This is a genomic window from Ruegeria sp. CDSA021 (genome assembly GCF_059612325.1).
Map to the genome: position 1 here is coordinate 16,050 of NZ_JBXWQJ010000014.1, position 14,124 is coordinate 30,173.

The following is a 14,124-nucleotide window of genomic DNA, read 5'->3' on the forward strand; positions in this document are numbered from 1 at the left end:
TGCTGATTGCACTCATGGGCGCTCTGATGCTTGCGCGGATCTTTTATCTGGCTCAAGCGGGCTAACCTGCGTCAGTACGAAGGCGCTCTGAAATCCGTTAGGTGACATGTGTCCGCTGTGTATTTGGTTGGCATTTTTTTTGAGTACCTGAGGGGCGCGGGGAACATGGAGCTCCCCAAAAGGGCTGTATGAGTCTCGTGCTTCTTATTCTCGGACCGTCCAGGAAAGGACATTCCAATGAATGATGAAGACCAGAGTCTGGAAAACCACACCGTCAAGCACATGGCCTCCGTCAAGGCCGCTTGGGACAAAGCGCCTGAAGGTCCAAAAAGGCGACGACATTGAAACACTATGCCAAGGTATTAGTCTGGTAGCCAACAGGCGTAGCAAAGTTTGTACTCGCCCCAAGTATCACCGCAACAACAAAGGGCCGCAGGTCAATGCCGTACTATTCGGCAGGGCCGATTGCGAACGGGGTCACCACGACGGCAACAGCGTTATTGGTGACTGCTTCGGTCAGCACCAAGGACAATAGGTAGACCGCAGCAAGCGTTACAATTGGAGGCATTCCGTCTAGTGCCGGGGTTACGCTTTTGACGATCAGGCCAACGGCCCCAGAGTTTTGAAGACCTATCCCCACAATCAACATTGAGAAGATCAGGACAAGAACACCTGCGTCGATGGAACTCCAGGCCTCGTTGCTGTCGATGCACCGCAATACGAGGATGGTCGCAATGGCGATGAGAGCAAGCACACTGACCTCGGCTATCCTAGCGGCTGCAAGGACCACGACCACACACCGCGCCAGGAGAGCGAGCGGCGCTTTCTCGCGGCGGAAAGCGCGGCCTCCGGCATCCGTGATCGCTGCGAGATCGCCAGCCTCGGTCATCTGCGCAAAGCCTTCAAGTGTTCCCTCCAAAAGCAGCGTATCAGCCGGACGCAGGAGTGCCGTTGACAAGTCAGGTCCAATTGTTTCCCCGTGCCGGTGGGCGCCAATGACGCGCATGCCATAGCGAGTTGGGCAAATTCGCACACCACGACTTCGACGGGAAAGGGTAACGATAGCCTCAGCGACTATCAGGTCGGTGACGGTCTCGGGGACTGGTCCTTGACGCAAACTAACTTCGCTACTTTCGATCCTACGGAGGGTGAGGAGTTCCGATGTCGTCACCTTGGCAATGATCTTGTCACTTGGCTCGAGAACGTGCTCATTCAGGCGATCGCGCTTTACCCCGGATCGCGACCGGACACCAATGATCTCCATGCCTCGCCGGTTCAGGTCAAAAATTCCGCCCATGCGCTGACCCACGCCCAGATAATCCTCCCACGGACGAAGCTCTGTGAAGAAGGCTGTTTCATTGTCTGCGCCCAGTCGTGCAATATCCCCGCGATCGGGCAAAAGAAAAGGCCCGAGCATGAGTAATGCCAAACCGCCCGTGGCTGCCGCAACCAAACCGACCGGAATAATTTCGAAAATTGAAAGGGGCTCGATTCCCGATGCCTGCGGCACACCATCAACCAGCAAATTGGTTGTATTCCCGATAAGTGTGCAAGTTCCTCCAAGAACCGCCATGTATGATTGCGGGATCAGCAGGCGTGTTGCGGCAAAAAATGAGGCTTCGCGCCAATCGAATGGCCACCGGGATTAAGACAATGACGACCGGCGTGTTGTTCATCATCAAATCTGAGGCGATTAGGTACAAAGCCAATATTTGGGCAGCTATCAGAAAGACCGAAAGGAAATCGAGTATCAACATATTGGTTTTTCCTTTCACAATGCGCAGTGGCTGGTGCTTTGGACCCGATGCAAACACACTCCTTCAGGAAAGGAGGAGGACATGCCCGAAATCTGCGAGATCGACGCCCACAGATTGCACTGCGCCGGTGCTCGAGCATGACAAGGCATTTAAAACCTGCACAGGTCGTACCAGCAGTTATTTTCTTCATCTCTATCAACTGTCGCCGATCTGCAAACCTTGTTTCAGCCCGCGGATTGGACGGATCAGGACCAAACGAATTTGGTGAGCAACTCAGTCGGGATCACGGGTGTTTGCTGATGCGAAATCCTAAGCCAATTGTCCTCATCTTGCAAATATGTGGACGCGCAGAGTGCCTCATAGATCGGCACGCCGGCCTTCTCGGCCGAAACGCGATACGCGAGCATTGCAATGCTGCCGCGAAGCGTCGTATTGCGGTCGGTCATCACAACAGATCGCCAGCCTGTATTCCGTTGCAAGTGGTCCCAGACCTGTTCGCCTTGAAGGATGCCGGGCGGAAAGGGAAAGATCATGACGGCGTTCTGTGCAGTCGTCGCGCGCGCGCTATCTAGACCACTAGTCCAGAACCTCTCCTCAAGGCTCCAAAGGAACGCGTCTTCGATCGCCGACGTGACCTCAGGTCTCTCAATCGATCGCCGGTGGTCCACGGGCGCTTGATGGGCAGAGGTCATTCGTCTGATCCTGGCGAATTGATGAACAGCATTTGTATCAGGACGAAGACGATCGCGAGTATCGTCCAGATTGCACCGCTGGACACCAAGCGACCATTGGCAACTGTCGAGCTCACCCGCGTCAGAGGAGTTACTCGTGGGCTTTCCGGAAGCAACAGGCTCAATTCCTGCGCGACGGCATTGTGGTCCTGCTTTAGCTCGGGAACGTCCCTGAATTTCGAAAGGAGGATCTCAAGCCGCGCGCAGGCTTCTTCCCGCCGCAACTTCACGAGTTCGGCGGTTTCGTTCCAGGGATCGAGGCCAAGACGTGCAAGCGCCGAGAGAACCGTCACGACATATCCGTTCCGGTCTTCGCCGACAGGTGCATAGAGAAAGCGTTCGAATTCAGGTGGGCGAGTACCCAGTGCTTTGTTTTCAGCCATCTTTATTCTCCTCTTTTATTGACGGTCAGCTCTTGACCAGTACGCACCGGGCAAAACGAAGTTCTGGACGCACACAGGTGGAGCATTTTCAGATTTAACCAATTTTACGCGATCGCTCGTCGCGGTGCCCTTACACAGGTCAGTCCAGTTGGCGGTCCAGGGGCCTTCGGTAGATTGCATTCCGGTGGCCGAGACTAACATGCGTCAGCGCCCGTCGAATGATCATGAGATACAAGGAGGGAGTTCGTTCGACCATGTAGCCCCTGGAATCTGGTGGTGAGTGACAATGGCGCGGGAAAGACCCGCAGACAGTCTGGAGGTCGGGGATGAGCACGCGATCGTCGAGATCGATGGTGACTTTTGCCAATGCGTTTGTATTGCCGGGCTACTCGGACGAGCTGGCCGCAGGCGAATATGAAATCGTCGTCGAAGAAGAGCTTTTGCAAAGCCTCAGCTTTGAGGCCTTTCGCCGGACTGCGACCTACTTGGTCGTCCATGGGAAAGGGAGCCAGATTGGTCGCACCGAACAGCGTCCAATTACCGAGAAAGACCTAGAAACGGCGCTGCGCCGGGACCGGCGCATTGACCCAGACTGAAAAATGATAGCGAGGCGGCGCTTTCTCCGCTGGAGGATTCGAAATGAACACTCCTGAATGGCTGAAACCTAGCATCTATGGGGCCGTGATCGGTGCGGTCTTTGTCGGTGTGGTTGGATTTTCATGGGGCGGTTGGGTGACTGGCGGAACCGCAGATACCAGAGCGACGGCGATGGCTCGAAACCAAGTCATAGCGGCGATGGTGCCGGTCTGCCTCGATATGGCACGCGTGGATCCGGATCGGGTTGCACATATTGACACTATTCGAAAAGCCACAACCTACAAACGCCGCGATGCCGTCATGGAGACAGGCTGGGCAACCATTCCGGGCACGGATGTTCCGGACCGTGACATCGCTCAAGCTTGTCTTGCCAGCCTTGACGTCGACAAGCCGCCGGAACGCGCGGAAAACACGGTGGAAAAGGGATGAAACATGCCACACCAAAACCGTTGGCTGAAATGGCGCTGCAGAAGCTGTCTTTTGTGATGACGATGGCCGTTCAATCAGCGGAACTGACGGGACACCCTATCCAAACTATCGAGAACGAAGACGTGCCACCACTACGAGACGAACGGCCTGAGTCGTGGCGCACCCAACAGGACCTTAACAGGGCAACTGAAACCCAAGAATAAAAGCCGATGCCATTAGGTCAGAAGGGAGCCAGTTATGACACCTAGAAAATTGCCCAAAAAGAAACCGTCAGAACGGCTTTCGGTAAGAATGTACATTCTGGCTGGTATCTTCGCGTCATTCGCATTCCCTGTGTTCGCACAATCTGCAGACGCCCTCATGCCTGAGAATGCACACTCCAGGAGTTACGGGGACGGATGGGAATGCGACCGATCCTACCGGATCGAAGACGACCTTTGCGTCGCCATTATAGTCCCTCAGAATGCTTACGCAACAAACAGGACCTATGGCAGGGGCTGGGATTGTTTGCATGGATTTCTAGAAGAAAATGGCCTGGCTTGTGTCGAAGTACCCGTACCCGAAGGCGGATATCTCGCCTCTTCAGGAAAAAGTTGGCGGTGCCTGCGCGGCTACGTGAAAATTGACGAGACTTGCCTGGAAGTTGCAGTACCTGACAACGGGTACCTGTCGGGCGAGTCTTATGGTGATGTTTGGGTTTGCAATCGGGGCTATCGGGCCGAAGGTGAGATATGTGCCCCAATCATGGTACCAGCCAATGCCTTTCTGAATGGATCGTCTTATGGGCAACCCTGGACATGCGAGCGCGGGTACTTCCAGCGAGTTGGCGCTTGTGAACCGGTTATTGTTCCCGAGAACGCTTACTTTGACGATGCCTCCCATGGACAAGGTTGGAAATGTGACCGCGGGTATGCGGAAACTGCCAGTGGATGCGTTTTCATAGACTTACCGGCCAACGCCCACTTGGACAGGGCCGGAAACCGCTGGGAGTGCCACCGAAATTTCCAGCGATCAAAGGGCGTTTGCGTTCTGAACAACTAACGCGAACCCTGCTGATCCCAAATCAGGCGTCACTTCGTTGACCCTGGTGGCTTCATTGTCCCGGGTTTGGCTCGACATAGAAAGGAACAGACATGAAAACGGAAGATCATTTAGCGCAAATGAAGAGACCGGTCGCAAGAGCAGCACAGGCGCCGCCGATGGAACTCTCAATTTGTCCAGATAACCCTCCTAAGATAATCTCTTATGACGCTCCAACCGCCACCGTCTATTGTGAAGGGAATTTCGGCAAGACTGACGGCAAGACTGCAAACGGTCTAGTCCGGTTTTCGCAGGTCTTTCGTGTTCTGTCAGTAATTGACAGCACTCTAGAAGGGCGTGACAGCGGCGAGGTTCTCGATGGTATCGACAACGGCATTCCAGTGCATGGCGATCTTAGCGCGGCCATCGCTCACGAAGCGGTAGCCCCAGACACTCTGATCTATGGAATGGCACCGTCCAGTGGTACATTGTCCACGGCAGACAGAGGCGTTGTTCTGGACGCGATTTCGTCAGGCATGAATATCGTCAGTGGGCTACACGAATATCTCGGCGACGATCTCGAAATTGGCTCAGCCGCCCAGTTTGGATGTGTTACCATTCGGGACATTCGGAAGCCGCAACCTAGCAAGAACATGCGTCTGTTTGACGGCTGCGTTGCAGATGTTGAAGCGATCCGTATCGCTGTGTTGGGCACTGATTGCGCAATCGGAAAGCGGACCACGGCAACTTTGCTGGCGAATGCCCTGAATGAACGGGGGATCAAGACGGTTTTGGTCGGAACCGGTCAGACCGGCGTGATGCAGGGAGCCAAGTATGGTATTGCCTTGGATGCAGTGCCGCCTCAGTTCTGCTGTGGCGAGCTTGAGCGTGTCATTGTTGCGGCATCCGAAAAGGAACAACCAGATGTCATCCTAATTGAAGGCCAAGGCGCGCTCAGCCATCCGGCTTTCTGCACATCAGCATTCATTCTTCGCGGTAGCCAGCCACACGCCGTCATTCTGCAACACGCCCCCAAACGGACCCACCGTTGCGATTTTCCCAACATGCCGATGCCCGATCCGCGCCTCGAGATAAAACTTATCGAAGCTTTCGCCAAAACGAAAGTGATTGGTGTCACGCTCAATCATGAAGGAATGACGAACACCGAGGTGGAAACAGCCATCAGGGGCTTTTCACGCAACTTCTGTCTCCCAGTGACTGACGCTCTGCTCCGACCAGCGGCGCACTTGGCAGAGTTGGTTCTTTCTGCCTATCCCCAGTTGCGGCCATTGCCGCGTGTGGTTGCCGAATGACGACGCCGCGGATCGAAATCGACTTGTGCAAGATCCGCCAGAATACGCGCTTTCTGGTGGACCGTCTTGCTTCGCACGGGATCAGTGTGACAGGCGTGACAAAGGCTGTTTGCGGTGACCCAGCCGTCGCCCATGCCATGCTAGAAAGCGGCGTTTCCCAGTTGGCCGATGCCCGGGTCGCGAACGTAAAGCGCATGCGTTGCGCCGGCATCATCTGCCCAATATCCATGATCCGCTCTCCTTTGCTGAGCGAAATCGATCAAATCATCGAGACCTGTGAAACCAGTTACAATACAGAGATTGACGTTATCGCGGAACTTTCCGCAGTCGCGCTACGCAATGGCGAGGTGCATGGCGTTATCTTGATGATTGAGATGGGAGATATGCGCGATGGGATAATGCCAGAAGATCTTGAGCGTATCGCGACATTGGTGATGAAGATGCCTGGCGTAGCTCTCAAAGGTATTGGTGCCAACTTCGCCTGCCTGGGCAACATTGCTCCGAACGCTGATGCAATGGATGTCGTAACGACGCTCGCATACGAAATCGAGGGCGCTTGCGGCCCATTTCTTGAGACCGTATCAGGAGGCAGTTCCGCCAATTTACCTTGGGCTTTGGATCTACCGACAAAGGGGCGTATCAACGAACTGCGCCTGGGCGAGGCGATCCTGTTGGGCACCGATCCCGTTTCCGGCGAGCAGATAGATGGGCTTCATACAGATGCGTTCACTCTTGTGGTCGAGGTGATCGAAACAAAGTTCAAGACAAGGCCCTTTCCCTTGCGTCTGATTGATCCGGCTCTTTTGGCGTTGCGTCTTGTGCAGGATAGTTCCAGCAAGTCCCGTTCGGTTCTTGCTGTCGGGCTGCAGGACACGAATGTTGGCGGGCTGAGCTTTCCTACGGACATCACATTTGTCGGCGCGACGAGTGATCACACTGTCACTGAAACCTCCAAATGCGCTTTGCAGGTTGGGGCCGAAATCAGGTGTCAGTTGAACTACGGTGCGCTCATGAGGGCGATGAACGCGACCGATGTCGAAAAGGTCTTTGTCAGTGAAACAACTTGGAACGGAGCTGTGATAGAACCGGATCGTGTGCATCCAACGGTGATATAGGCCGATGAGCTCAAATTGAGGCAGCATCAAATCACGATAGAGGAACCGATCTCTTGGTAGCCCATAGTAAATCGGGTCTCCAACACCTATATGTGCACTAGCCACAAGTGAATTTTATGTTCCATCGCGAGTTCGAAATACTTGTTGGCAATCAAAGGAAAAAGCATGTCTTTCAAGGATCTGACGATCAGAGCGGCAGCGTTGCTGAATTCGAAGGCTGCTGAAGACTCAGAAGTCGAACCCAAACTCAAACCTGCCTTCATCGGCCCGGAACAGGTCAAGTCTGACCCCAAGAAATTATGAAAATCCGGTAGGTCTGAACGGTGTCGTCACGTTAACCGTCGTTCGGTTGCCGATGATATGATTTGGACGTAGGTGACATCGATGAATTCAACATCCATCAGCTACAAGCGTCACCGATTTCCCCCTCAGATCATTACCCACGCGGTGTGGCTTTATCCCAAGCTAACCTGCGTCAGTATTGCGGGGCGGAGAAGATGAGTACATGGCTTCGTGCCTGCCGAATCTCCGGCGGCACTCATTTCCGAGCAAAATAGAAGCGCGTGAAGCGTGCGGTTCTTGAAACGAGCCGCATTGCCCAGCGTTTCCTATTCTCGGAATGTCCAGGAAAGGACATTCTAATGACGCCTGAACAAACCAATGTCACCGAGAAGATGACCTCGGTCAAAGCAGCTTGTGACAAAGCACCTGCCGGTCCCAGAAAGGATCGGGCGCTGGAACACTACCAGGCTGCCGAGAAAGCGCACGAGGCGAATAACTACGACGAGACGGACAGGGAACTCAACGCGGCTGCAGAAGAGATTATCTGACTTATCTCGTCTTATTACTGACTTATCTCGTCTTAGAAGAAAATCAGGCCGCCCAAGTTTAGCGAAGGGCGGCCTCCTTCATTTCAAAAGTGGGCCGGTCTGATCCAGATACGCCGTATCGAAACCTGAAATGGCCACCAATCCGTCATAGTCGTCGAACGTCACGCGGCCGTCCTGAAAGGTCAGCAGCCGTTTTTCGCGAAGCTGCCTCAAAACACGGTTCACATGGATGGCGCTTAAGCCGAGTGCATCAGCAAGATGGTACTGCGTCAAAGGGCAAGCAAATCCTTTCTTGCTCCCCATTCCGACCAACCTCAGCCGTTCCGCCAGTTCCAAGAAGAAATGCGCCATGCGCGAATCTGCGGCGCGTCGGCCAACCCCAACGAGGTGTTCGACGACCATGGCTTCGTCCCGTGATGCTGCCCAGAGAACGGCTGCCGCCAGGCGAGGCGTTTTCTCGAATGCTTCCAGAAGGTCGCCCCCCAGAACCTCCACCGCCTGAATGTCCGTGACCGGTTCGAAACTGTGGTCGGAGGTGCGCAGAAGGACGCTGCGCAATCCAAGAAAATCCCCTGGTATCTGGAAGTCTACGATCTGTCGGGTTCCATCCGGCTGAAGCTTGTAGGAACACACCCAACCAGCGGCCAGAATGTAAGCGGCCTGATCCGACTGCCCCTGATGCACAAGATCACGCCCCGCGGTGAAGGAACGGCGGCGCAGATGCAAACGCTTCAAAACGTCCAATTCATCGTCAGACAAGGCGACGAAAACTTGCAGCTTCCGTGTCAGCGGGCTTTCAAAGATATCCGTCATCGGGGCCTCACAAGCCGGAAAAGCTCCAGGCGCAATCGTGCAGAGACTGCTTTCGGTTAGCCCAACATAGCCTTTTTTCTGCGAAGATGCTTGTGATAAGCGAGGCCGCCCGGTCGCGCGTTACTTTAACCGTTACCTGGAAGGAAGTCACAAAATGCGTAGCGAACAGGACTTCTCGGGAATGGCGGCCCTCGCAATCTGCGAGTCGATGCTGCTGGCGATGAACGATCACAAGCTTCTCGCAGAACGTGAGATCATGGGTATCCTTCGCGATGCTGCAAAGACGCATGAAACCGCGGCTGTAACTGATGGAGAGATAGAGGCGCATCGGTCCGTGGCGGTTCTCATCAACCGGATCATTGCTAGCGGGAACTCCGTTCGGAGGCCGCCGGGATGACACATAATTTCAGCGAGATAGATATCGCCCATGCCGTTTTCGTCCAACTCGAATAACGCACGGGGCCAACAGCCCGACCAGCAGGACATGCCGGGTAGCATGGGCCACCAAGACGGTAGCATCCAAACCGACATGCAGACTGCCGGATCTGCCTCGACCGCGCGGCAAGCGCGGGTCCAGCCAGGACCCTTGCCCGTCACGGGCGGGGCACCCAGCGCGGGATACCCCTCCGGTGTAACCGGTCCAAGACAGGAAGAGGCGCGGCTGACCGCATCAGACTGGACACGAACCCTGATGAAGTACCGGCAGCCAATCCCCTCTCGCAGTATTTTCGAACTGACGGTCACGCTCGCGCCTTTCGTGGCAATATGGGCGGTTGCCTGGTGGGTGCTCTCGATCAGCACCGCGTTGGCACTGGCTCTCGCGTTGGCGAATGCAGCCTTCCTGCTCCGGCTGTTCATAATCCAGCACGACTGCGGGCATGGTTCCCTGTTCCGCGACCGGCGTCTGTGCGATTGGATCGGTCGCGTGATCGGCGTTATCACGCTGACACCCTACGACGTCTGGCGCAAGACCCACGCGATCCACCACGCCACGAGCGGAAACCTGGACCGGCGGGGCATCGGAGACCTGCCGGTGCTGACAGTCAGGGAGTACCGCGGGAAGGGATGGCCCGGTCGTACGCTTTACCGCCTGTTACGCCATCCGGTTTTCCTGTTCGGGGTGGTGCCGTTCTACACGTTCTTCCTGCACAACCGGCTGCCAGTACACCTGATGCGGTCCGGCTGGCGCTACTGGTTGAGTGCGATGGCGACAAATGTTGCCATAGGCCTCACTCTGACAGTGATTGTCTTGCTGGGCGGTTGGGAGGTAATGCTGTTCGTCTTCCTGCCGACGATGCTTCTGGCCGCAATAGCCGGCATGTGGTTTTTCTACGTGCAGCATCAGTTTGAGGAAACCAGCTGGCGGCACGAGGAAGACTGGAACATCCGGGACGCGTCCCTTCACGGCAGTTCGCACTACGCTCTGCCCGGCATCCTGCGCTGGATCACCGGGAACATCGGAGTCCACCATGTGCATCACCTGGCCAGCCGCATCCCGTTTTACCGTTTACACGACGTGGTCAAGGATCACGACGTCCTGGCACAGACCAGACGCATTACGCTTTGGGAAAGCTTCCGCTGCGCGCGACTGCACCTTTGGGATGAGAAAAGCCGCAGATTGCTGTCGTTTGCAGAGGCCCGGGCACTTCCCACCTGAGCCTTGCGTAATATTGCCACTGGTCAGTGAATTGGTGCGTTGGATAGGAAACTGGGAGCACCTCAATAGGACATTTGTTGCTCCACGGACGGCCACATCTGCGCCAGTAGGGTTTCTTTCTGAGCCAGTATTGTCGGGACAATTGGGCTGATTATTCAGTTGTCGCTCTATTCAGGAAGGTGGATGCTGCGACCGGCATATCGTCAGCGGCAAAGGTATGAATGAAGGAGGGCGGACAGATTGAGCTCATGGCCGACTATGAACCCTATCTTGCGCTCGCAATTGTCATCCTTCTGTTCGCAGCATTTCTTTCCGAGCGCTTCGAACCGGACGTAACCGCTGCGGGGGCCGCCGCGCTGTTTGTCGTATTGGGGTTTGTCCCCACGAATGAAGTTCTGGCAGTGTTTTCGAACCCTGCACCCATAACGATCGCCGCGATGTTCGTAATCAGCGGCGCGCTGGTCCGAACCGGGTTTCTCGACGCACTTGCGAACAAGGTTGTCGCCGCAGGGAGCAAGCGCCCGGTCGCCGGTATAGCGGCGTTTCTCATCGCGACGCTAGTCGCCTCGGGTCTGATTAACAACACGCCGGTCGTCATCGTCCTCATACCGGTGGCCATTCGTTTGGCGCAGAGCCTGGGCTTTGCTGCGACACGCCTGTTGATTCCGCTATCCTACATGTCCGTCCTGGGCGGGACGTGTACTCTGATCGGCACGTCGACCAACCTTCTGGTGGACGGCGTTTCCCAGGCGTCTGGCTTGGAACCGTTTTCAATTTTCGAGATCACACCGGTCGGTCTGGTGGCCGCGGCCACAGGCGGTGTGGCGCTTCTCCTGCTTGGACCTGTCCTACTGCCGGACCGAAAGGATATTGCGGAACAGGGCGGCGACGATAAAGCGACTTTTTTGACCGAGGTACGCCCGCAAGAGGACTACCCGAATATTGGTCGAACGATTCATGAAATCGCCGCCCTCAGCCGAAGAGGTGTTGAAATCGTCGGCATCCGTGCGCGGTCTGGAGTCAAGAGAGAGGGATTGAGTGAACACATACTCGAACCGGGCGACAGGATCATTGCCAAGGTTGCGACATCAGAACTGCTCACCCTCAGGAAACTTGAAGGGATCGAAGTCGGGTTGCGCCAGGGGCCAGCGGCCGAAAACACCTCGGAGCTGATTGTCGCCGAAGCTATCGTGACGCTTTCACGCCGAAGCCGCGGAGTGCGCATTGCCCAGCTTGCCATGGGGCACCGATACGGCATGCGTGTTCTTGGCGCCCACCGACATGGGGAAGTGCTTGGACCCGACCTGTCGACGGCGCTTTTGCGCCCCGCCGATACACTGCTTTTGGAAGGAACGCCTGAAGGCTTTGCCCGAATGACCGAGGCGGGCGATCTTGCCGCGATCACAGATGCCGGGGGGCGCGCCTTCCGCCGCGGGAAAGCGCCGCTAGCTCTGTTCGCGCTTTTCGCGGTTGTGGCGCTCGCCGCAGCCGGGTTCGCCGAGATCAGCGTGCTTGCCCTTGTCGCGGTCGCTGCCATCCTCGTGCTCCGGTGCATCGACAGCGGCGAAGCCTGGGCGTCCATCGACGCCAGCGTCCTTGTGCTGATCTTTTCCATGCTAATCGTCGGAAGCGGTATGCAGAATGCAGGAGCTGTCAACCTGATCGTGGAGACATTGGTGCCGACTCTCGTAGAGTTGCCCCTAATTGTTACGCTCGCTGCGATCTACATACTGTCTTCGGCGCTCACCGAGGCGGTTACCAACAACGCCGTTGCCGTCGTCGTTACACCTCTCGCGATCGGTGTTGCGGAACAACTCGGTGTCGACGCAAAGCCGTTCGTCGTCGCTGTGATGTTTGGCGCAAGTGCAAGTTTCGCCACTCCGGTCGGCTATCAGACCAACACATTGGTATATGGCGCAGGGAACTACAGGTTTTCCGACTTCCTCAGGATCGGCGTTCCGATGAATCTTATCGTCGGCGCAGCCGTGGTCGGGGTGATCCCGGTATTCTTCCCATTCTAGGGTATCCGGTCTTGATCTGCGGTACTTGTAGCGCATTTTGCGCGCGCTGCATGAATTGTCAGCAGGAGCAGCATGAGGATCCCGACCGTTGCGGCAATAGCTGATCCTGAGAGAATTCCAAGCTTTGCGGCATTCAGCGTCGCCGGATCGAAGGCCAAACCCGCTATGAACAGCGACATCGTGAAACCGATACCAGTTAGAAACGAGCCGGCCAGAATTAACGGCCCCGACAGGCCCGGCGCTAACACTGCCAGGCCCAATCGGACAGCTAGCCAGCTGAACCCGAAGACGCCGATCGGTTTTCCTAACACCAGGCCGACAATTATCGCCAAGGAGACCGGTTGTTCGAAATCGGCACCCTGAACCGTGATGCCGGCATTTGCCAGCGCGAAGATCGGCATGATTGCAAAGCCGACCCAAGGGTGCAGCATTGTCTCGAGCCGTTCGACTGGCGAGAGTGCCTCCGTGACCGCTCTGCTTGCTTGACGCAGGTTATGGCGGGTTGCGGTATCTCCCTGCTGCCGATCGCCGGCCGGAACGGCGCGTAGGCGCCCAAGGATTGCATGCAGCCGGGCATCGCTTACCCATATGCGCGTCGGCGTCATAAGGCCCAGAATGACCCCTGCGATGGTCGCGTGAACGCCGGAGGCGTCGATGCATAGCCAGACTGCCGCACCGAGAAGAAAGTAAACCGGGACACTTCTGATCCCGACGCGCGAGGCGCCTGCGACGATACCAATTCCCAGCAGACCCAAACCGAGCGCCGACCAGTTCAACGCTTCCCCGTAACCGAAGGCGACTACGAGAATTGCGCCGATATCGTCAAAAATGGCCAGAGAAAGAAGGAACAGACGCAAGGTGGACGGGATTCGCCTTCCGAAAAGCGCCAGGCACCCAATCACGAACGCCGTATCGGTTGCCATCACGGTTCCCCAACCGTGCGCCCCGGGCTGCCCGGACATCAACAAATGATAGAGCGCGACCGGCACCACCATGCCGCCCAAAGCGCCCGCGAACGGCAGGGCGGCCTGTCGCGGGTTTTGCAATTCGCCCAGTACGATCTCGCGCTTGAGCTCCAGAGAAAGCACGAAAAAGAAGAGGGTCATCAGCCCGTCGTTGATCCAGTGTCGCAGCGAGCGGGTGAAATCGAACGAACCGAATGTCAGGCCAATTGGGGTCTTCCAGAAGCCCAGGAAGCCTTCTTGCCAAGGCGAGTTTGCCAGCGCCAAAGCCAGCAGAACAGCCAGGAACAGGAGCCCACTCGCGGCCGCTTGGATCTCTAGGAAGCGTGCGAAGGGTTTTGTTATTCTATCGGCGGACTCTTGGGGCAGGCTTTGATGATTGTCTATCATGGGACAACTACGCCAATTCGGGTGAAAAGAGACTACGCCATTGAAGCGTGGACGCAATGACCACGTGGATCAATGTCTTGCTATGCAGGAGCCATCCACGCAGGAT

Annotated in this window: 15 protein-coding genes; 10 read left to right on the plus strand and 5 right to left on the minus strand. The window is 56.2% G+C overall.

Translation table 11 applies throughout. From position 1 onward, the window contains the following. Window positions 1-448: 448 nt before the first annotated feature. The 3 genes from AC2FLD_RS17325 to AC2FLD_RS17335 form a co-directional block, all read right to left on the minus strand. Window positions 449-1,573, minus strand: a complete 1,125-nt coding sequence (locus AC2FLD_RS17325) for an SLC13 family permease (protein WP_496671857.1) — start codon at window positions 1,571-1,573, stop codon at window positions 449-451. A 429-nt stretch (window positions 1,574-2,002) separates the two neighbouring features. Further along, window positions 2,003-2,449, minus strand: coding sequence for a hypothetical protein (locus AC2FLD_RS17330; RefSeq protein WP_282121129.1), 447 nt, complete (start codon window positions 2,447-2,449; stop codon window positions 2,003-2,005). Next, complete coding sequence (locus AC2FLD_RS17335) at window positions 2,446-2,871, minus strand: hypothetical protein (protein WP_282121130.1); 426 nt, start codon at window positions 2,869-2,871, stop codon at window positions 2,446-2,448. Before AC2FLD_RS17335 ends, AC2FLD_RS17330 begins: the two co-directional genes overlap by 4 nt. 326 nt (window positions 2,872-3,197) lie before the next feature. Between AC2FLD_RS17335 and AC2FLD_RS17340 the strand changes: the two genes are divergently transcribed. The 7 genes from AC2FLD_RS17340 to AC2FLD_RS17370 all read left to right on the plus strand — a co-directional run bounded on the left by AC2FLD_RS17340 (window position 3,198) and on the right by AC2FLD_RS17370 (window position 8,175). Next, window positions 3,198-3,467, plus strand: a complete 270-nt coding sequence (locus AC2FLD_RS17340) for a hypothetical protein (protein ID WP_282170945.1) — start codon at window positions 3,198-3,200, stop codon at window positions 3,465-3,467. 43 nt (window positions 3,468-3,510) lie between these two features. Next, window positions 3,511-3,897, plus strand: a complete 387-nt coding sequence (locus tag AC2FLD_RS17345) for a hypothetical protein (protein ID WP_496671854.1) — start codon at window positions 3,511-3,513, stop codon at window positions 3,895-3,897. After that, entirely contained in the window at window positions 3,894-4,100 is a 207-nt protein-coding gene (locus tag AC2FLD_RS17350) for a hypothetical protein (protein WP_298854938.1), read from the plus strand. Before AC2FLD_RS17345 ends, AC2FLD_RS17350 begins: the two co-directional genes overlap by 4 nt. A gap of 996 nt (window positions 4,101-5,096) precedes the next feature. Then, window positions 5,097-6,230, plus strand: a complete 1,134-nt coding sequence (locus AC2FLD_RS17355; protein WP_233494631.1) for an N-acetyltransferase DgcN family protein — start codon at window positions 5,097-5,099, stop codon at window positions 6,228-6,230. Beyond that, on the plus strand, window positions 6,227-7,345 hold the full coding sequence (locus tag AC2FLD_RS17360) for an alanine/ornithine racemase family PLP-dependent enzyme (protein ID WP_282170941.1): 1,119 nt from the start codon (window positions 6,227-6,229) through the stop codon (window positions 7,343-7,345). The genes AC2FLD_RS17355 and AC2FLD_RS17360 overlap by 4 nt, the downstream gene beginning before the upstream one ends. 165 nt (window positions 7,346-7,510) lie before the next feature. Further along, on the plus strand, window positions 7,511-7,648 hold the full coding sequence (locus AC2FLD_RS17365; protein WP_282121136.1) for a hypothetical protein: 138 nt from the start codon (window positions 7,511-7,513) through the stop codon (window positions 7,646-7,648). 338 nt (window positions 7,649-7,986) lie between these two features. After that, window positions 7,987-8,175, plus strand: a complete 189-nt coding sequence (locus tag AC2FLD_RS17370) for a hypothetical protein (RefSeq protein ID WP_113788272.1) — start codon at window positions 7,987-7,989, stop codon at window positions 8,173-8,175. A gap of 78 nt (window positions 8,176-8,253) precedes the next feature. Here AC2FLD_RS17370 and AC2FLD_RS17375 read toward each other — a convergent pair whose 3' ends face one another. Next, the gene (locus tag AC2FLD_RS17375) at window positions 8,254-8,988 is read right to left on the minus strand and encodes a Crp/Fnr family transcriptional regulator (protein ID WP_298854924.1); all 735 of its coding nucleotides are present in this window, start codon (window positions 8,986-8,988) and stop codon (window positions 8,254-8,256) included. Window positions 8,989-9,142: 154 nt separating this feature from the next. Here AC2FLD_RS17375 and AC2FLD_RS17380 point away from each other — a divergent pair, with 154 nt between their 5' ends. The 3 genes from AC2FLD_RS17380 (at window position 9,143) to AC2FLD_RS17390 (ending at window position 12,666) form a co-directional block, all read left to right on the plus strand. Then, window positions 9,143-9,385 carry a hypothetical protein gene (locus AC2FLD_RS17380; protein WP_282121138.1) on the plus strand — a complete coding sequence of 81 codons (243 nt, stop codon included), beginning with the start codon at window positions 9,143-9,145 and terminating at the stop codon, window positions 9,383-9,385. A gap of 294 nt (window positions 9,386-9,679) precedes the next feature. Continuing rightward, window positions 9,680-10,645 (plus strand): fatty acid desaturase, encoded by a 966-nt coding sequence (locus tag AC2FLD_RS17385; RefSeq protein ID WP_233494643.1) that lies wholly within the window; start codon window positions 9,680-9,682, stop codon window positions 10,643-10,645. A gap of 221 nt (window positions 10,646-10,866) precedes the next feature. Next, window positions 10,867-12,666 carry an SLC13 family permease gene (locus AC2FLD_RS17390; RefSeq protein ID WP_496803724.1) on the plus strand — a complete coding sequence of 600 codons (1,800 nt, stop codon included), beginning with the start codon at window positions 10,867-10,869 and terminating at the stop codon, window positions 12,664-12,666. Here the strand turns inward: AC2FLD_RS17390 and nhaA are convergent. Continuing rightward, complete coding sequence (gene nhaA, locus AC2FLD_RS17395; RefSeq protein WP_298854918.1) at window positions 12,663-14,018, minus strand: Na+/H+ antiporter NhaA; 1,356 nt, start codon at window positions 14,016-14,018, stop codon at window positions 12,663-12,665. The two genes, AC2FLD_RS17390 and nhaA, sit on opposite strands and share 4 nt — an antisense overlap. Between the last annotated feature and the right edge of the window lie 106 nt (window positions 14,019-14,124).